Origin of the sequence: Sphingopyxis sp. Geo48, assembly GCF_949769155.1 — a bacterium.
GTDB lineage: Bacteria > Pseudomonadota > Alphaproteobacteria > Sphingomonadales > Sphingomonadaceae > Sphingopyxis.
Map to the genome: position 1 here is coordinate 415,033 of NZ_CATKPA010000003.1, position 18,092 is coordinate 433,124.

Annotated in this window: 22 protein-coding genes; 14 read left to right on the top strand and 8 right to left on the bottom strand. The window is 67.0% G+C overall.

Translation table 11 applies throughout. From position 1 onward, the window contains the following. Positions 1-65 precede the first annotated feature (65 nt). The 5 genes from QOL79_RS13535 to purE are packed head-to-tail and all read right to left on the bottom strand — an operon-like array spanning position 66 to position 4,245. Complete coding sequence (locus QOL79_RS13535) at positions 66-995, bottom strand: bifunctional riboflavin kinase/FAD synthetase (RefSeq protein WP_283419930.1); 930 nt, start codon at positions 993-995, stop codon at positions 66-68. After that, positions 992-2,170 carry a dipeptidase gene (locus tag QOL79_RS13540; RefSeq protein ID WP_283419931.1) on the bottom strand — a complete coding sequence of 393 codons (1,179 nt, stop codon included), beginning with the start codon at positions 2,168-2,170 and terminating at the stop codon, positions 992-994. Before QOL79_RS13540 ends, QOL79_RS13535 begins: the two co-directional genes overlap by 4 nt. After that, positions 2,167-2,661: a dihydrofolate reductase gene (locus QOL79_RS13545; RefSeq protein WP_058456796.1), complete on the bottom strand. Its 495-nt coding sequence runs from the start codon at positions 2,659-2,661 to the stop codon at positions 2,167-2,169. The genes QOL79_RS13540 and QOL79_RS13545 overlap by 4 nt, the downstream gene beginning before the upstream one ends. Then, the gene (locus QOL79_RS13550; RefSeq protein WP_283419932.1) at positions 2,658-3,743 is read right to left on the bottom strand and encodes a 5-(carboxyamino)imidazole ribonucleotide synthase; all 1,086 of its coding nucleotides are present in this window, start codon (positions 3,741-3,743) and stop codon (positions 2,658-2,660) included. Before QOL79_RS13550 ends, QOL79_RS13545 begins: the two co-directional genes overlap by 4 nt. Positions 3,744-3,747: 4 nt before the next feature. Further along, positions 3,748-4,245 carry a 5-(carboxyamino)imidazole ribonucleotide mutase gene (gene purE, locus QOL79_RS13555; protein ID WP_283419933.1) on the bottom strand — a complete coding sequence of 166 codons (498 nt, stop codon included), beginning with the start codon at positions 4,243-4,245 and terminating at the stop codon, positions 3,748-3,750. Positions 4,246-4,425: 180 nt separating this feature from the next. Between purE and QOL79_RS13560 the strand changes: the two genes are divergently transcribed. The 4 genes from QOL79_RS13560 (at position 4,426) to QOL79_RS13575 (ending at position 6,650) form a co-directional block, all read left to right on the top strand. Further along, a complete protein-coding gene (locus QOL79_RS13560; protein ID WP_283419934.1) occupies positions 4,426-5,076 on the top strand; it encodes a GGDEF domain-containing protein in 651 nt (216 codons plus the stop codon). Between the two features lie 69 nt (positions 5,077-5,145). After that, the gene (locus QOL79_RS13565) at positions 5,146-5,475 is read left to right on the top strand and encodes a hypothetical protein (protein ID WP_058456798.1); all 330 of its coding nucleotides are present in this window, start codon (positions 5,146-5,148) and stop codon (positions 5,473-5,475) included. Between the two features lie 32 nt (positions 5,476-5,507). After that, positions 5,508-6,071, top strand: coding sequence for a hypothetical protein (locus QOL79_RS13570; protein ID WP_283419935.1), 564 nt, complete (start codon positions 5,508-5,510; stop codon positions 6,069-6,071). A 120-nt stretch (positions 6,072-6,191) separates the two neighbouring features. Then, positions 6,192-6,650 (top strand): Dps family protein, encoded by a 459-nt coding sequence (locus QOL79_RS13575; protein WP_283419936.1) that lies wholly within the window; start codon positions 6,192-6,194, stop codon positions 6,648-6,650. A gap of 72 nt (positions 6,651-6,722) precedes the next feature. On the opposite strand, the gene QOL79_RS13580 is transcribed toward QOL79_RS13575, so the two are convergent. After that, positions 6,723-7,625 (bottom strand): LysR family transcriptional regulator, encoded by a 903-nt coding sequence (locus QOL79_RS13580; RefSeq protein WP_282949469.1) that lies wholly within the window; start codon positions 7,623-7,625, stop codon positions 6,723-6,725. A gap of 187 nt (positions 7,626-7,812) precedes the next feature. On the opposite strand from QOL79_RS13580, the gene QOL79_RS13585 reads away from it, so the two are divergent. The 4 genes from QOL79_RS13585 (at position 7,813) to QOL79_RS13600 (ending at position 12,478) form a co-directional block, all read left to right on the top strand. After that, a complete protein-coding gene (locus tag QOL79_RS13585) occupies positions 7,813-8,577 on the top strand; it encodes an SDR family oxidoreductase (protein ID WP_058456802.1) in 765 nt (254 codons plus the stop codon). A 115-nt stretch (positions 8,578-8,692) separates the two neighbouring features. Continuing rightward, positions 8,693-10,468: a DNA helicase RecQ gene (gene recQ, locus QOL79_RS13590; RefSeq protein WP_283419937.1), complete on the top strand. Its 1,776-nt coding sequence runs from the start codon at positions 8,693-8,695 to the stop codon at positions 10,466-10,468. Positions 10,469-10,483: 15 nt separating this feature from the next. Further along, positions 10,484-11,542, top strand: a complete 1,059-nt coding sequence (locus QOL79_RS13595; RefSeq protein ID WP_283419938.1) for an AraC family transcriptional regulator — start codon at positions 10,484-10,486, stop codon at positions 11,540-11,542. Between the two features lie 75 nt (positions 11,543-11,617). After that, a complete protein-coding gene (locus QOL79_RS13600) occupies positions 11,618-12,478 on the top strand; it encodes a sterol desaturase family protein (protein ID WP_283419939.1) in 861 nt (286 codons plus the stop codon). Here QOL79_RS13600 and QOL79_RS13605 read toward each other — a convergent pair. Beyond that, positions 12,412-13,044: a GNAT family N-acetyltransferase gene (locus QOL79_RS13605; protein ID WP_283419940.1), complete on the bottom strand. Its 633-nt coding sequence runs from the start codon at positions 13,042-13,044 to the stop codon at positions 12,412-12,414. The genes QOL79_RS13600 and QOL79_RS13605 overlap by 67 nt on opposite strands. Positions 13,045-13,135: 91 nt before the next feature. On the opposite strand from QOL79_RS13605, the gene QOL79_RS13610 reads away from it, so the two are divergent. From QOL79_RS13610 to QOL79_RS13635, 6 genes are all read left to right on the top strand, one after another. After that, on the top strand, positions 13,136-13,570 hold the full coding sequence (locus QOL79_RS13610) for a protein tyrosine phosphatase family protein (RefSeq protein ID WP_283419941.1): 435 nt from the start codon (positions 13,136-13,138) through the stop codon (positions 13,568-13,570). Beyond that, positions 13,567-13,974 (top strand): hypothetical protein, encoded by a 408-nt coding sequence (locus QOL79_RS13615; RefSeq protein WP_204992283.1) that lies wholly within the window; start codon positions 13,567-13,569, stop codon positions 13,972-13,974. Before QOL79_RS13610 ends, QOL79_RS13615 begins: the two co-directional genes overlap by 4 nt. Further along, positions 13,967-14,881: a sterol desaturase family protein gene (locus QOL79_RS13620; protein WP_282949476.1), complete on the top strand. Its 915-nt coding sequence runs from the start codon at positions 13,967-13,969 to the stop codon at positions 14,879-14,881. Before QOL79_RS13615 ends, QOL79_RS13620 begins: the two co-directional genes overlap by 8 nt. Beyond that, positions 14,878-15,186, top strand: coding sequence for a hypothetical protein (locus QOL79_RS13625; protein ID WP_283419942.1), 309 nt, complete (start codon positions 14,878-14,880; stop codon positions 15,184-15,186). The genes QOL79_RS13620 and QOL79_RS13625 overlap by 4 nt, the downstream gene beginning before the upstream one ends. Positions 15,187-15,280: 94 nt before the next feature. Beyond that, entirely contained in the window at positions 15,281-16,870 is a 1,590-nt protein-coding gene (locus tag QOL79_RS13630; RefSeq protein WP_283419943.1) for a GMC family oxidoreductase, read from the top strand. Between the two features lie 115 nt (positions 16,871-16,985). Next, complete coding sequence (locus tag QOL79_RS13635; RefSeq protein WP_283419944.1) at positions 16,986-17,495, top strand: DUF3617 domain-containing protein; 510 nt, start codon at positions 16,986-16,988, stop codon at positions 17,493-17,495. Between the two features lie 24 nt (positions 17,496-17,519). Here the strand turns inward: QOL79_RS13635 and QOL79_RS13640 are convergent, their stop codons facing one another. After that, positions 17,520-18,059, bottom strand: a complete 540-nt coding sequence (locus QOL79_RS13640; RefSeq protein WP_283419945.1) for a winged helix-turn-helix transcriptional regulator — start codon at positions 18,057-18,059, stop codon at positions 17,520-17,522. Positions 18,060-18,092 lie beyond the last annotated feature (33 nt).

The following is an 18,092-nucleotide window of genomic DNA, read 5'->3' on the forward strand; positions in this document are numbered from 1 at the left end:
CCCGGCTTTCGCCGGGGAGCAATTAACGCCAGTCTGGACATGTTTCGTCGAAGGTCTCGCTTCGCCTAGATGTCGGCCAGCAACGCCTTCGCCGCATCGCAGTCCGCCGCGATCTGCGCCATCAGTGCGTCCATCCCGTCATATTTCGCCTCGGGGCGGATGAAGGCGTGGAAGGCGACGTCGATTTCCTGTCCGTAGAGATCTTCGGCGAAATCGAAGAAATGCGGTTCGAGCAATTCCTTCGGGGGATCGAAGCTGGGGCGGATGCCGAGGTTCGCGGCGCCCTTCAGGATGCGGCCGTCGGGGAGGCGGCCGGTGACCGCGTAGATGCCATAGCGCGGGCGAAGATAATTGCCCATGTCGAGGTTCGCAGTCGGGAAGCCGAGCAGGCGGCCGTTCTTGTCGCCATGCTGCACCACATTGCGCACGGTGAAGGGGCGGGTGAGGAGGCGCGTCGCGGTGGCGCAGTCGCCCGACCGGAGCGCATCGCGGATACGGCTCGACGAGACGACCTCCTCGCTATCGTCGACGGGGGCGACCATCTCGGTGAAGAAGCCGAGGCGGCGCGCATGGTCGGCGAGCGTCACGACATCGCCGCCGCGGCCCCTGCCGAAGGTGAAATCGGCGCCGGTGACGACGCCGGCCGCGCCGTAGCGACCCAGCAGGAGCTCGGTGATGAAATCCTCGGCGGTGGTCGCCGCGAGCGTCGCGTCGAAGGGGAGGACGAGCATCGCATCGGCGCCCGCCGCGCCGAACAGTTCGAGCCGCTGTGCGAGCGTGGTCAGGCGGAAGGGCGGGACGTCGGGCTTGAAAAAGCGCACCGGATGCGGGTCAAAGGTCGCGACGATCGCGGGGCGGCCCTCGTCCTTGGCATGGCGCACCGCGCGGCCGACGACGGCCTGATGCCCGGCGTGGAAACCGTCGAAATTGCCGAGCGCGATGACGCCGCCGCGCAAAGCGCCCTCGATACGGTCATGGCCGTCGAGGCGGATCATGACGCCGCCTTCATCGGGACGATACCAGCGCGCAGGACGCGGATTGCATTGCCGCCCATCGCGGCGCGGATCTCGTCGTCGGTGAAGCCCGCGTCGATCAGCGCCTGCGTCACCTGCACCAGCTTGGACGTGTCGAAGCGGACCGTGGTGCCGCCGTCATAGTCGCTGCCGAGCGCGACATGGTCGATGCCGACGAGGTCGCGGACATGCTTCATCGCCTTTGCGATGCTGGCGGGCGAGGTGTCGCAGATCGCGGCGTCCCAATAGCCGATGCCTATGAGGCCGCCGGTCGCTGAGACGCCCCTGATCTGGTCGTCGTCGAGGTTGCGGTTGACCTTGCACGTCGCCTGTACCCCGCCGTGGCTCGAGACGACCGGGCGGCGTGCGATCTTGAGAATGTCTGCGACGCAGGCGCGGCTGCAATGCGCGATATCGACGATCATGCCGAGCTCTTCCATCCGCGGCACGACCTTGCGGCCGAGCGGAGTCAGGCCGTATTTCCTGAGGCCGTGCATCGAGCCCGCGATGTCGTTGTCGAAGAAATGCGCGAGCCCCGCCATGCGGAAGCCGGCCGCGTGCAGCCGGTCGAGGTTGCGGATGTCGCCTTCGAGATCCTGCAGCCCCTCGATGCTGAGCATCGCGCCCACCGGAGGCGTCTTGGCGGCGCGTGCGGCGAGCAGCGCGTCGATGTCGGCGGGCGCGGCGACGGCGATGAGCTTGCCATCGGCCTTCGCGACCGCGCGGTTCAGCTTCTCGGCATGCCAGAGCGAGCGTTCGAGGAGCGACGTCCATGTCCGCACCGGCTGGAGCTGGGCGATAGCGAGCGCGGTGATATTGTCGGTATCGCCGCCGTTCGCGTCGTAATTCTGGCCCTTCGGCGTCTTGGTGACGCTCGAAAACACCTGCAGCGCGACATTGCCGTCTTCGAGCCGCGGCAGGTCGACATGGCCGCGGCCGGCGCGGGTCAGCAGGCTGCGCTGCCACAGCAGCGTGTCGCTGTGCAGGTCGACGATGGTCAGCGTCTTGTGCAGCGCCCTTGCATGGTCGGAGACCGCGGCGAGCGGCTTGCCGTCGATCTTGTTGAGGCTGCGCTCGGTCATGCCGGGCGCGAGGCCGAAAAAGGCCCCCGCGGCGACGATCAGCACGATCGCGAGGCCGAGGAGCCAACGCTTCATCCGCGCTTCCGGGCGAGGGTGACGAAAGCGAAGGCCGGGCGGCCGTCGGCGGCGGGATGGTCCTCGCGCGCGATTTCGCGCCACTCGGCCGGGTCGGGCGCCGCGATCGACGCGTCGCCGGCGGGCGAGAGCGCGACTTCGGTGAGTTCGATACGGTCGGCGAGCGGCAGGAAGAGCTGGTAGATTTCGGCGCCGCCAATCACCATTACATGCGGCGCATTGGCCAGTTTCAGCGCCTCTTCGACGGTGGCGACGGGCTCGGCGCCCTCTTCCTGCCAGTCGCGATCGCGGGTGAGGACGATGTGGCGGCGGCCCTCGAGGATCGCGGGAAGGCTGTCGAAGGTCTTGCGCCCCATGATCATCGGACGCCCCATCGTGAGCTGCTTGAAGCGGCGGAGATCGGCGGGCAGGTGCCAGGGCATCTTGCCGTCGGCGCCGATGACACCGTTGGCGGCGCGCGCGAGGATCAGCGTTATTTCGGGGCGGTTCATGCGGGAGGTGCTCCGGGCGCTGCACCCGCCCATGTGGCGTGGCCGAGTTTGCGGCCATCGCGGACTTCGGTCTTGCTGTAATGGTGGACGTGGCAATTCTCGTCGGCGAGCAGCGCGGGGATCGCGGCGATGTCGGCGCCGATCAGGTTGCGCATGACGACGGGAAGCTGGCGCGTTGCGGTGCTGCCGAGCGGCAGGCCGGCGATCGCGCGGATATGATTGTCGAACTGGCTCGCGACCGCGCCCTCGATCGTCCAGTGGCCGCTGTTGTGGACGCGCGGCGCCATTTCGTTGAATACCGGCCCGGCGTCGGTCGCGAAGAATTCGCCGGTGAGGACACCGACATAGTCGAGCGCGGCGGCGATCTCGGCCATCATCGCGCGCGCTTCGGCCTGTTGGGCTGCGACGATCGGCGGCGCTGGCAGGCTGGCGGTCGCGAGGATGCCGCCTTCGTGAACATTGACGGTTGAATCCCAATAGCGGACTTCGCCGTCGAGGCCGCGGACGAGAATCACCGAAAATTCATGCTCGAACGCGACGAAGCCTTCGAGGATCGCGGCGTGGCGGCCGATCGTCTCCCATGCCGTGTCGGCGTCGGCGGCTGTCCCGAGCCGCGCCTGCCCCTTGCCGTCATAGCCCATGCGCACGGTCTTGAGGATCGCGGGTGCGCCGATTTCGCCAAGCGACGCATCGAGCGTGGCGCGGTCGGGGACCGATGCGAAAGGCGCGGTGCGGCCGCCGAGCCCGGCGACGAAAGTCTTCTCGGCAAGACGATCCTGCGCGATCTCGAGCGCCTTCGCGCCCGGATGCACCGCGACATGGCCCGAGAGGAAGCGGACGGTGTCGACGGGGACATTCTCGAACTCGAAGGTGACGATGTCGCAGGCGGCAGCGAAAGCGGCGAGGCGCGGTTCGTCGTCCCATGCCGCCTGACTGTGGTGCGCGGTCACTTCGGCGGCGACACTTTCGGCGTCGGGGGCGTAGATATGCACCTTGTAGCCGAGCTGCGCCGCCGCGACCGCGAGCATGCGTCCGAGCTGGCCGCCGCCCAAGATGCCGATCGTCGAACCGGGTGGCAGCAAGGGCTCAGCCCTCGCGCACGGGCGTCGGGGCGACGCTGTCGGTCTGCTTTACGCGCCAGTCTTCAAGTTTTTGTGCCAGTTCGGAGCATTCGTTGGCGAGCAGCGATACCGCGAACAGGCCTGCGTTGGTCGCGCCCGCCTTGCCGATCGCAAAGGTCGCGACGGGGATGCCGCCGGGCATCTGGACGATCGAATAGAGGCTGTCGACACCGCTAAGCGCGGCCGACTGGACGGGCACGCCGAGCACCGGGACGCGGGTCATCGAGGCGACCATGCCGGGCAGGTGCGCGGCGCCCCCGGCGCCCGCGATGATCGCCTTCAAACCGCGCGCGGCTGCGCTTTTGGCATAGTCGACGAGGCGGTCGGGGGTGCGGTGCGCCGAGACGATCCGCACCTCGTGCGCGATGCCGAATTCCTCCAGCATCTGAACCGCGTGCGCCATCGTCGGCCAGTCCGACTGGCTCCCCATGATCACCCCTACCTGCGGCGTCCCGTCGCTCACAAGAGCCCTCCGAATCCCCATCCTGCTATCCCCCTAGAGTCTGTCCGCCGCGCTGGCAACGCCATCCAAATGCCATGGGCGGCGTTTACCGATTGGTATCCACTCGGCGGCTAGGGTCTCCGTCGCATATCGTGTCGGCATCGTGCCGGCGGACCAGAGGGTATGCGTCGGGGATAGGGAATGGATATCGCAGGGGGGGCACGGATAGCGGTCGACCGGACCGGCTTCGCATCCGTTGACTCCATCGAGGACCAGCTGCGCGAATTGCGCAGGGAACGCGACGCGTTGCGCCGGGAGAACCGCATCCTGAAGATTGCGGTCGCCGAGCTCGAACGCGTGTCGGAACGCGACACGCTGACCCCGCTGTTCAATCGCCGCTATTTCCTGACCGCGATCCACCAGCGCCTCGCGCGCTTCGAACGTCACGCCGAAAGCGCGGCGGTGGTGTTCATCGACGTCAACCAGCTCAAATATATCAACGACAGTTTCGGCCATGCGGCAGGCGACTTTGCGCTGCTCCAGATCGCGACGCGGCTCGATGAATCGATCCGCGCGACCGACGTCGCGGCGCGTATCGGCGGCGACGAATTCGGCCTGATCCTCGACCAGTCGACCGAAGAGGGCGCGCGCGTGCAGGTCAATCGCCTGCGCCACGTGCTGAGCGCCGAGCCGGCGATCTATGACGGGCACGCGATCCAGCTGTCGGCCTGTTTCGGGGTCGCGATGCTGGAGGCGGGGGCGACCGAGTCCGAGATTCTCGCCGCCGCCGACCGCGACATGTACCGCAGCAAACAGTCGCAGGACGCCGATTCTCCGGTACGCCACCGCTAGGGTCCTGACCCTAACCACCGATTAACCATTGGGGCGCATGCTGCTCCCTGGGGAACCAGGGGGCGGACGATGGCTATCCAGACCGACCATTATCAGGAAATCCAGGACCGTATCGGCGGACAGATCGGAGCGCTTGCCGAGGCGCTGCCGCATTGCGCGCTCGCGCAGATCGTGCAGGGGGTCGACGATATTCGCTGCCTCGCGCGCGACAATGGCTTTGCTGCCGTCGAGATGCTGGCGAGCCGGCTGGAATCGGCGGTCGCGGGCGGCGGCTATCGCGCCGCGATCCTGACCTATCTCGACGCGATGAGCGACGCGGTGCTGGCGCCGCGCGGGCCGCTGCCCGTCGCTGCGCAGGAAGCCTGGCTCGCGTCGGTGGCGATGCGGCTCGGGCATTGACGCGCCGCGCCTGACGGCGCAGGCGGTTTGTCATGGATGCGATCATGCTCGCCCTCGTCGCCGTGGCGCTCGCCAATGCCGACGGGCGGACGGGACTCCTCCTTTCGGACCTGCTCGCCGCGCGGAAAGACCGGCGGCGCGTCGTCGCCATCGCTTTTGGCGCGTTCATCGCCAATGCGCTGATCGCCGCGATCGCGGGCGCGGCGCTGAACCGGATGGTCGGGCAGGGGATCGTTTCGCTGCTGATCGCCTTTGCAACGCTGAGCGCGGCGGCCGCGCTGCTGTGGCGCGGGCGGCTCGGCCCGCCGGCGGAGGAGATGTCCGATGCGGCGCCCGCGGTGCTCGCGGTGCGGATGCTCGCGCTGCAATTCGGCAATCGCAGCCATTTCCTGATCGGCGCGCTCGCCGCGACGAGCGGCGCGGGGCTTTGGGCAGCCGCGGGCGGGCTGGTCGGGTGGATATTGGCGTTGCTCCCTTTCCTCGCCTTCGGACCGGCGCTCGCGGCGCAGCGGTCGGTACAAGTCCTGCGCTATGCCGGCGCGGCGATCCTGGTCCTGTGGGGCGTTCGCGCAGGAATGGCCGCTTTCGGCTTATAGCAGAGCCTCGTTTATGACCGTTGGTTTCATCGGTTTATTCGATGAAAGCCACCAAAAGGTTCAATGGGAAAATTCCTGTTCGCGGCCCTACATGGTAGGGGTCAACGAAAGGATCATCCCATGCCCGACAATCACAATCAGCCCGCCGTCGCCGATGCGCTCAACGCGCTGCTCGCCGACAGCTTCGCGCTCTATCTCAAGACCAAAAATTATCACTGGCACGTTCAGGGGCCGCACTTCCGCGAACTGCACCTGTTGTTCGACGAACAGGCGACGCAGATCCTTGGCATCACCGACCTGATCGCCGAACGCGTTCGCAAGAATGGCGCGGCGACGCTGCGCTCGATCGGCGACGTGTCGCGCCGCCAGTCGATCAAGGACGACGATGCCACGTCGGTGACCGCCGATGCGATGGTCAGGACGCTGGCCGAGGACAACCGGACGCTGCTTGCCCAGCTCAAGGACGTGAAGGCGGCGGCCGAGGCCGAGGGCGATATCGCGACGAGCGGACTGGTCGATGCCTGGGCCGACGAGACGCAGCAGCGGATCTGGTTCCTCGAGGCCACGGCGGGCTATTGAGGTCGGCGATGGTCGTTCGCGATCGGGTGGAGGCGGCCCGCTTCACATGACAATTCGCGACCCCGGATCGGTCTAGGCCACCTCCCAATAAGGCGGGTCGCCGAACGCGTCTTTCAGATGATCGCGCAGCGCGCGCAGCTTTGCCGACGGGTCGCGGCCCTGCGAATGCGCCATGTAGATCCATTCCTCGTCGGGGGGGATGGCGAGCGGGATGGCGACGAGCGTGCCTGCCTTGATCGCCGGGCCGGCGATGAAGGCGGGGAGCATCGCGATGCCGAGGCCCGCCGCCACCGCGTCGCGGATCATGTCGCCGTTGTTGACGCCGAGCGCCTGTCTGGCCTGGATCGCAATCGGGCCGTCGGCGGTGCGAAAGTGCCAGTCGGCGACGCCGCGATTGGTGTAGAAGATGCCGCGGTGGTCGCCGAGATCTTCGAGGCTCTGCGGCGTGCCATGCTCCGCCAGATACGCCGCGGACGCGGTGAGGATACGGCGGCTTTTGGCGAGTTTCCAGACGATGAGGCGCGTGTCGTCGATCACCCCCTGGCGGATGATCGCGTCGTGGCCGCTCGACGCGACGTCGATGCGGCGGTCGTCGAGGTCGAGCGTGAGCTGGATTTCGGGATGGGCTTTGAGGAACGGATAGAGCGCGGGGCCGAGGTGCATATGGCCGAAGGTGACCGGCGCGGCGATGCGCAGCGGGCCCGCGAGCGTGCCGCGGCGTTCGGCGATGGCGGCGGCGGCTTCGGTGACGTCGCGGACGATGCGCTGCGCGCGCGGAAGGAAGGCGGTGCCGTCCTCGGTCAGGCTCAGCTTGCGGGTGGTGCGATGGAGCAACGCGCTGCCAAGCGAGCGTTCGAGTTCGGCGAGGCGTTCGCTCACCACCGATTTCGACAGGCGAAGCTGGCGCGCGGCGCCGCTGATCGAGCCATGCTCGACCGTTGCGACGAAGGCGGCGATTCCCTCGATGCGGATCATGGTCGAGATATGGGCCCCGGCTTTCGCCGGGGATCAGCTTTTCGCCGCGGAAGGCGCATTTCGTCCATTGTTCGGTAATTCCGAATTATAGAACCAAGAGCTGCTGTCTATTCCGAACGACGTGCAAAGTCCACTTACTCCGCATCGACCACGGGCATCGGGCCCGCCGCCGAACAGGAGAAAAGTCATGAACCGTTTGCAGAACAAGGTCGCGATCGTCACCGGCGCCAGCTCGGGGATCGGCCGCGAGACCGCGAAACTTTTTGCCGCCGAGGGCGCCAGCGTCGTCGTCGGCGCGCGCCGTCAGGCCGAACTCGACAGCCTCGTCGCCGAAATCACCGCCGCGGGCGGCAAGGCCGTGGCGGTTGCCGGCGACGTCCGCAGCGAAGCTTTCCACGCGGCGCTGGTCGCTGCGGCCGTGAAGAATTTCGGCCGGCTCGACATCGGGTTCAACAATGCCGGCGTCTTCGGCGAAGCCGGCCCGAGCACCGAGGTATCGGAAGCGGGTTTCAACGACGCGCTGCAGGTCAACCTCACCGGCTCCTTCCTCGCCGCGAAGCATCAGATCGCCGAGATGGTCAAGCATGGCGGCGGGTCGGTGATCTTCACCTCGACCTTCGTCGGCTACAGCTTTTCCTTCCCCGGCAGCGCGGCCTATTCGGCGAGCAAGGCCGGGCTGATCGGGCTGACGCAGGCGCTGGCAGCCGAATATGGCCCGCAGAATGTCCGCGTCAATTCGGTGCTCCCCGGCGGGGTCGCGACCGACATGTTCGAGGCGGTCAACGACAGCCCCGAAAAGCAGGATTTCGTGACCAACCTGCACGCCGTGAAGCGTGTCGGCCAGCCGAACGAGATCGCGAAGGCCGTGCTCTTCCTTGCCTCCGACGATGCGAGCTTCGTCACCGGCACCGCATCGCTGGTCGACGGCGGGGCATCGATCACGCGCAGCTGATCGATCGCCCGGCGAGCCGAGAGGGCGGGGCCTGCGGGCCCCGCCCTTTTGTCTTTGGGATCGGACGGGTTTGGGACTTCCCCCGCCCCGCGACTTTGCCTATCGCGACCCGGCAATGTCCGCCGCCGCTCTCCTCCCGCTGCTCAAATCCACCTTCGGTTTCGACGCCTTCCGTGGGCGTCAGGCCGAGGTCGTTGATCGCGTGATGGCGGGCGAGCGGACGCTGGCGGTGATGCCGACGGGTGCGGGCAAGTCGCTGACCTATCAGCTTCCCGCAGTCGCGCTCGACGGCTGCGTCGTCGTCGTGTCGCCGCTGATCGCGCTGATGCACGACCAGCTGCGCGGCGCGCGCGCGGCGGGGATTCGCGCGGCGAGCCTGACGAGCGTCGATGCCGATTTCGCTGACACGCGGCAGGCGTATCGCGACGGCGCGCTCGACCTGCTCTATATCGCGCCCGAGCGCGCGACGGGTGAGGGGTTCCGGTCGCTGATGGAGGCGCGCCGTCCGGCGCTGTTCGCGATCGACGAGGCGCATTGCGTCAGCGAATGGGGGCATGATTTCCGGCCCGATTACCGCTTGCTGCGGCCGCTGCTCGACGCCTTTCCCGACGTGCCGCGGCTCGCGCTGACCGCGACCGCCGACAAGCACACGCGCGAGGATATTCTCGTCCAGCTCGGCATTCCGAGCGACGGGCTGGTGCTCGCGGGGTTCGACCGGCCGAATATCCGCTACCGCGTGACGCCGCGCATCAGCCCCGCGAAGCAGCTCACCGATTTCATCGCCGCCAATCCGGGGCCGGGGATCGTCTATTGCCCGACGCGCGACGGGGCCGAGAGAATGGCGGCGAAGCTCGCCGCCGCGACGGGACGCAGCGTGGCGGCCTATCATGCCGGGCTCGACCCCGAAACGCGGGCGCGGGTGCAGCATGATTTCGTCGCGTCGGAGGACGGCATCGTCACCGCGACGGTCGCCTTCGGGATGGGCATCGACAAGCCCGATGTGCGCTTCGTCGCGCATGCCGGGCTGCCGAAATCGATCGAAAGCTATTATCAGGAAACCGGCCGCGCGGGCCGCGACGGCGACCCCGCCGAGGCGCTGATGCTGTGGGGCGCCGAGGATTTCGCACGTGCGCGGATGCGGCTGTCCGAACTGCCCGACGCCCGGATCGCGGGCGAACGCGCGAGGCTCAACGCGCTCGCCGCGCTGGTCGAGACGGTCGAGTGCCGCCGTGCGCTGCTGCTGCGGCATTTCGGCGAGAATCCGCCCGAACGCTGCGGCAATTGCGATACCTGCCTCGACCCGCCGAGCCAGGTTGATGCGACGGTGCTGGCGCAGAAATTGCTGAGCGCGGTCTATCGCACCGGGCAAAGCTATGGCGCGGGGCATGTCGAGGCGGTGCTGACGGGCCGCGCCGACGAGCGCGTTGCGAGCCGGGGGCACGACAAGCTCTCGGTCTTCGGGATCGTCGCGGGCGAGGAGGCGCGATTGATCAAGCCGCTGGTCCGCACGCTCGTCGCGCGCGAGGCGCTCGAGACGACCGAGCATGGCGGGCTGATGTTCGGTCCCGCCGGGCGCGCGGTGATGAAGGGCGAGGTGCCGGTGCTGATCGCCGAGCCGCCGGCACGGCGCCTCACCCGGGCGTCGCGCGGCGAGCGCGCGGCGGCGAACCCTGTCGGCGATCCGCTGTTCGACGCGCTCCGCGCGACGCGGCGCGAGCTGGCGATCGAGGCAGGGGTGCCGCCCTATGTGATCTTCCACGACGCGGTGCTGCGCGCGATGGCGAGCGAGCGCCCGGCGACACGGAGCGCACTTGGCGGCATTCCGGGGGTCGGCACGAAAAAGCTCGAGGCGTGGGGCGATGCTTTCCTGTCGGTGATCCGCCAGTTTTGAGCTAGCACCGCGCGCATGGGGGCGCTCGATACAATCGACCCGATGATTCGCGGCGGTGCAACCGCGCTTTTCCTGCTGTGGATCGCGATCCTGTGGCGCGACCATCGTGCCGTACCTGCGGCGCGGGTGGCGATCGCGATGAACGGGACCATCATCGCCTACCTGCTGGCGCGTGTCCTGCATCCTGGCGGCGCGACGCTTTTCCCCTATGTGATCGCCGATGCGCTGTCGGTGATGGTGCCCGCGCTGTTCTGGCTCTTCGCGCGGCTGTGGTTCGACGACCGGCGACGGATCGGCTGGCGAAGCTGGGCGCTCGTCTCGGCGTTCGGTGCGCTGCCGCTGATCCAGGTCGTGCTGATCGCCGCGACGGGCGATTTCAGCCCGGCGATCTGGATCCTCGTGCGCATCGGCATGTTCGCCTTTGCGATCGCGGGGATGTGGATTGCGTGGCGTGGGCGCGCGAACGACCTAATCGAGGCGCGGCGCAGCTTCCGCCTCGGTGTCGTCGGCGCGATCGGCGGCTTCGTGATCTGGGTCAGCTTCCTCGAGATGTTTCACTATCGCGATATGAGCCACGATATGGCGCGGACGTTGACGCTTGCCGCGATCCTCGTCGTGACCTTCATCGTTTCGATCGGCCTCTATCGCTTCCGCTCGGCCGAGCTGTTCGCGGTGCCCGACGCCGCGCCGACTCCGGCCGCGCGGCCCGCCGAGCCTTCGGCGCTCGCGCAGCGGCTTCGCGTCGTGATGGCCGAGGAGCGCGCCTATCGCGCCGAAGGGTTCAGCATCGCAGCGCTCGCGGCGCGGCTCGGCGAGCCCGAATATCGCGTGCGGCGCGCGATCAACGGCGAGATGGGGCATCGCAACTTCACGGCCTTTCTCAACGGCTTTCGCCTCGACGAAGTGCGCTCGGCGCTCGCCGATCCGGCGCAGCGCGAGGTGCCGATCCTGACGATCGCGCTCGACGCGGGCTTTGGTTCGCTCGGCCCGTTCAACCGCGCCTTTCGCGACGCCGAGGGGATGACGCCGAGCGAGTACAGGTCTGTGCACCTAGCCGATTCCGGAATCGGCTAGCCGATTTTCGACTGTGCGCGGCTGGCGCAGCGCAGAACTGCTTCATGCCGGTCATCCACCGAAAAGGACGACGCCATGATCGCATCCATTCCTCCCCTCGCCATATTGCTCGAAAAGGGCCCGGCGATGTTCGCTTTCGATTTCGGCCGCTACCTTGTCGCCGCGAGCGTCACCAGCGCCATCGTCTGGGGGCTGCGCCGGTCGAGCATCGCCGCGCGCAAGATCCAGGCGCGCGAGGCGAGTGCCGCCGACAAGCGCCGCGAGTTCTTGCAATCGCTGCAGACGGTCGGCGTCTATCTGTTCGTCGCGCTGTTCATCGTCTGGGGCGTCGATGCAGGGGTGCTGCACCGTTTCGAGGGGAGTTACGGCATCTGGGGCGACATGGCGCTGCTCGCGGCGATCGTCGTTGCGCACGACGCCTATTTCTATTGGGTCCACCGCGCGATGCACCATCCCAGACTGTTCAAACATTTCCACCGCGCGCACCATCGCTCGATCACCCCGACGCCCTGGGCCGCCTACAGCTTCGCCATCCCCGAGGCGTTCGTGATGATCCTGTTCGTGCCGATCTGGCTCTTTTTCGTAGCGACGCCGGTGTGGGTCATGTTCCTGTGGATCAACTTCCAGATCATCCGCAACGCGATGGGGCATGCGGGTTTCGAGCTGCACCCGCGCTGGTGGCTGTCGACGCCGGCGACGCGCTGGATCAACACGACCACGCACCACGATCTGCATCACAGCGGCGGCTTCAACACCAATTACGGCCTCTATTTCACCTGGTGGGACAAATGGATGGGGACCGAGCATCCCAGATATGCCGAGCGGTTCCACGAGGTCGTCTCGCGCGAACCCGTCGGCGCCGGACATCTTCAGGCGTCCGAGGGCGAAATCACCGAAACGATGTCGCTGCGCAGCGTCCAGCCGAGCCGTTCGTAGAGCGCCTTGCCGTCGGCGGTAGCGACCAGCAGGCACTCGTTGGCACCGCGTTGGATGGCGCAGCGAGTGAGTTCGGCCATGATCGCCGAGCCGAGTCCGCGCCGGCCGAACCGGGGTTCGGTGACGATCTGGTCATAGACGGCGGTGGCGCCATGGATACCGAGAACGCCGTGCGCGGCGAGGGATCCGTCGCTATGCCGGGCGGTAGCCTCGAAACGGTCGGCGCTTTCTTCGACCTCGATCATGAAATCGGGCGTGGGCCGTGCTGTCGGCACGTCGGCGCCGGTCACCATCAGCCACATCGGATCGCGCGCGTGCCAGTGCCGCGGAACGTGAGGGAGAATCGCATCGCGTGGTGCCGCGATATCGACATAGGTATGCGGCGCATCGACCGCGGCGAAGGCTGCGGCCGCGGTTTCGCCCGACGCGTTCCCGAGAATGAAACGGCCAAGCTGGTCCGGCTTGCCGGCCTCGAACCACAGGGCCGGGGGATTGGTCGCCTCAACCGGCTCTGCATATCCGCGCGCCGAGCAATAGCCGAAGGCCCATTTGAAATGATCGTCCATGGCGTCGAGCATAAGCGATGCGCGAGGCAAGAAAAGTGACAACGCGCCTTCGCGCTTGTCAGCAAGCGGGCGGCGGGAGTAGATCGCAGCGATGAGCGATTTCAGACCCCTGTCCGCCGGCTTCAGTGTCGCCCCGCAAATCTCGATCGAGGATGTTGCCGAGGCCAAGGCGCAGGGCTTTGCGATGATCGTCAACAACCGTCCCGACGGCGAGGAGCCTTCGGCGCCGCAAGGGGGCGATATCGCCCACGCCGCTGCGGCCGAGGGTATCGCCTATGCCGCGATCCCGATCGGCCATTCGGGGTTCAGCCATGCGCAGATCGATGCGCTCGACAAGCTGCTGGCCGACGCGACGGGGCCGATCCTGGCCTATTGTCGGTCGGGCACGCGCTCGACGCATCTGTGGGCCTTGACGCAGGCGCGCGGCGGCGCGGAAGTTGGCGCGATCGTCGATGCGGCCGCGAAGGCGGGCTATGACCTCACCGGGCTGCGGCCGATGCTGGACGCGTTGGCAGGCGAAAAATGACGGCGACCGATCTGATCCAGACCGGCGCCTCGCTGGTCGCGGTGCTGTTTATCGCCTGGCTGGTCGGGCGGATGGGGCTGGGCGCCGACCCGCGGATCGAGGACGCGGCGCATGCGATCCGCCTCGCCGAAGAGGCCGAGGCGGGGTTTGGCGGCACCGAGGTCGCGCGCGACCGCGCGGGTTTCGCGGCGATCGTGCGCAACGCCGAAGGGCGGATGATGCTGGTGCGCGCGCACGGCAATCATTTCGCGGCGCGCCCGGTCGACGCGGCGACGGTCGGACGGCTCGACAAGGATTTCCTGACGCTGACGATGCCGGAGAAGACCTTCGGCGCCGTGACGTTGCAATTGGGCAAGGACGCGGGGATGTGGGCGAGCCGGATGCGCGAGTTGAGGCATGGATAAGCTGCCCGATCCGGTCACCTACGCGATCCCGGCCTTCATCCTGCTGCTGATCGCCGAGATGGTCGTCGCGCTGCGTCGCGACCGCAGCCGGTACGAGGCGCGCGACACGCTGACCTCGCTGCTGCTCGGCACCGGGAGCCAGGTCGCGAGCGCGCTCGTCGGCGGGATGGTCGTCGCGATGGCGGTGTGGCTGCACCAGTACCGCCTGTTCGACATCGGGATCGACTTCAAGACATGGTGGTGGGCGTGGATCCTCTGCTTCTTCCTCGACGATCTCGCTTATTATGTCTTCCATCGCAGCGCGCACCGCGTGCGCTGGTTCTGGGCGAGCCACGTCATCCATCACAGCTCGCAGCACTATAACCTGTCGACCGCGCTGCGGCAGACCTGGACGGGTTTCCTCAGCCTGGGGTTCCTGTTCCGCCTGCCACTGTTCCTGATCGGCTTTCCGCCCGCGATGGTGTTCTTCTGCGCGGGCCTGAACCTCATCTATCAATTCTGGATCCATACCGAGGCGATCGGCCGGATGCCGAAATGGTTCGAGGCGGTGATGAACACGCCGTCGCACCACCGTGTCCATCATGGCGTGAACCCGCGCTATCTGGATGCCAATTATGCGGGTGTCTTCATCATCTGGGACCGGATGTTCGGCAGCTTCGTCGCCGAGCGTGACGACGAGCCGGTGCGCTATGGCATCGTCAAGCAGCTCGGCAGCTTCAACATCCTGTGGGCGGCGGTGCATGAATGGGTCGGGATCGCGAAGGATGTCTGGCGCGCGCCGTGGCGGCACAAGCTCTCCTATATGTGGCGCGAGCCCGGCTGGAGCCACGATGGCAGCCGCGCGACGAGCGCGATGATCAAGGAACGCTGGGCCGCGGGGCGGCCGGTGGAGGAAGCTGCGGAGTGACGAAGGAGCGCTGGCCATATTGGGATGTGCTGGTGTTCGCGGCAGGCGCCGTGCCGCTTGTTCTAGCGATATTTGTCGGTGCTTTCGGCACGCGCGGCGAAGCGTTCTTCATGTTCGCCGGCTCGGTAGGAACGCTGGTGTGGTTGACCGCCTGGGTCTGCGTGCCGCTGGTCCTTGCGGGCACGGTGATGGGTTGGCGTACGGGAAATCGCTTGTTGATCGTCGCGGGCATCGTGTTCCTTGCGACAAGTATGGCGCCTGTGCTTCTTTTGGTTGCGGTCTGTACATTCGGCAGCTGCATCTGAAGCCGTTGCATCTCGCAGCTTGCTTCGCTCGCTAATGACATTCATGTAAGCATCCGGGTGACCGCTGCAGGCGGCACGAGGGAGAGTCGATAGCATGGATCAGTTCGACATCATCGTCATCGGCGGCGGCAGCGCGGGGAGTGCGGCGGCGGGGCGGCTCGCCGAGGATGGCACCCGCACGGTCTGTCTGGTCGAGGCGGGCGGGCGCAACGACACGGTGCGGGTCAAGACGCCGGGCTTCATGCCCTTCATCCCCGACGCGTCGAACTATCGGTATGAGACGGTCCCGCAGCCGGGGCTGAACGGACGCACCGGATACCAGCCGCGCGGGCGCGGGCTCGGCGGGTCGAGCGCGATCAACGCGATGGTCTATATCCGCGGCCATGCCTTCGATTACGACCAGTGGGCGTCGCTCGGCGCGACGGGGTGGAGCTATGCCGATGTGCTCCCTTACTTCAAACGCGCCGAGGGCAATGAGCGCGGCGCCGACGACTTCCACGGCGCCGACGGCCCGCTCAACGTCATGGACCAGCGCTGGCCCAATGTGACGAGCAAGCGCTTCGTCGAGAGCGCGGCGGCGCTGCAACTGCCGCGTACGGCCGATTTCAACGGCGCTAACCAAGAGGGGTTCGGCCTCTATCAGGTGACGCAGAAGGCGGGCGAGCGCTGGTCGGCGGCGCGCGCCTATGTCGAGCCGCTGCGCGAGAAGGCCAATTTTGCGGTGCGCACCGGGGCGCTGGTCGAGAAGATCGTCGTCGAGGACGGCCGCGCGACCGGCGTGGTGATCCGGCGCGGATCGAAGCGCGAGACGCTGTGCGCGCGGGGCGGGGTGATCCTGTCGGCGGGGGCGTTCAACAGCCCGCAAATCCTGATGCTGTCGGGGATCGGCCCCGCGGCGCATCTCAAGGACAAGGGGATCGACGTGGTAGCCGACCGCGCGGCGGTGGGCGCCGACCTGCAGGACCATATCGACTATGTGTCGAGCTGGGAAACGCGCTCGACCGATCCGCTCGGCGACAGTCTCGGCGGGACATGGCGGATGGTGAAAGCGATCTTCGAGCATCGCACGAAGCGTACCGGGATCATGACGACGTGCTTTGCCGAGGCGGGCGGCTTCTGGAAGTCGCGGCCCGACCTGCCCGCGCCCGACATCCAGTATCATTTCGTGCCCGCGATGCTCGAGGATCACGGGCGGACGAAGGTGAAGGGTCACGGCTTTTCGGTCCATGCCTGCGTGCTGCGTCCCGAGAGCCGCGGGTCGGTGACGCTTGCGTCGGCCGATGCGGCGGCGGCGCCGGTGATCGATCCGGGCTTCCTGACCGACGAACGCGATGTCGCGACCTTGAGGGCAGGGGTGCGGATGATGCACCGTGTCGTCGCGGCGCCGCCGCTCGGCGACTATGCGGGGATCGACCGGCATCCGGTCAATATCGATGACGATGCCGCGCTCGACGCGCTGATCCGCAGCCGCGCCGACACCGTCTATCACCCCGTCGGGACGTGCCGGATGGGGAGCGACGCCGATGCGGTGGTCGATCCGACGCTGAAGCTGAACGGCATCGACGGGCTATGGGTCGCCGATGCGAGCGTCATGCCGCGGCTGGTTTCGGGGAACACCAATGCCCCGAGCATCATGATCGGCGAACGCGCGGCTGATTTCGTGAAGGCGGCGTTAGCGAACTGAAACCGATTAACTTTTTCAACGGATATTTGCGATAAATCAGCGGCCTGTGTTCTGGAGGGTCTCGATGTTATCCTTGTCCGTCTTACGTTGCGCTGCGGTTGCGACCGCCATCCTTGTGTCAGCCAGCGCTTGTGCATCGCGCGATGCCGCGAACGAGGAAGCCGTCGATCTGACGCCGGGCGAATATCATGTCACGTTGGCGGGCGGGGGTCTTGGCCAGCTCGCTGCCTTCGGCAAATCCGACGGCCCCGGGGGTGTTGACGATCGTATCTGCGTTTCCGGCGGCGACGCAGCCCATTTCCACGAAGCGCTCGTGCGCAAATATCTGTCCTTCGGCGACAATTGTTCGCTTGAACCGACTGAGCGCAAAGGCAATGCCGTCGGCGGTTCGCTGACCTGCGCCACCGATCAGCAGCGAATGCCGGGAAGCTCCTTCGTCGTCGACTACAATGGCGCGCTCTCGCCTGATGCCATCGAAATGAAGAGCAATATCAAGGTCGAGCTATCCGCATCCGGTTTGGCCAATATGGACCCGGGTGTCGCCGCGCAGATGAAGAACATGGAAGAGATGATCGAAAAGCTCGATATACGGCTGACTGCGAAACGGCTCGGCGATTGTAGCTGATAGCCGGCGCTCGCTGCCGAATTTCTAGCGACACGCGCTGGCAAGTATCTGGCCACGCCCCGTCAACTTATAACGGCTCGCCGGCGGGCGCAGGTCCAAGACCTCGCGCGTCACCAGCCCATGCCTGCCGAGCGCGGTCAGTCCCTGCGACAGCGCGCGGGGGGTCGCGGGCGCGAGGAGGCGCGAGAGCGCGTTAAAGCGGTCGTGTCCCGCGCCGATCCCGGCGACGAGCGGCAGTCCCCAGCGCGTCGCGGCGCCCGGCGGCAGGCCGATCGCACCCTGCGCCCCGGCAATCGTTGCGGCGCGCGCGGCGGCCGCCTGACCCTGTTCGGTAAGGATATATTCGGGGCGGAGCGGATGGCCGTGACCGGGGTTGCGCTGCACCCAGCCGATCGCCGCTGCGGCGTCGAGGGTGCGCGTCAGGCTGTCGCGCGACAGACCGAGCCGCTGGATCAGCTCGACGAAGCGGGCGCCCTTGTGCGCCGCGAGGTCGGCGAGCAACGGGACCAGCCAGCGATGGCTGCCGAGCTGGGCGAGCAGGGGGTCGGGCTTGCTTGACCGCATTTACAACTAACTATACAAACCGGACTATAGAGG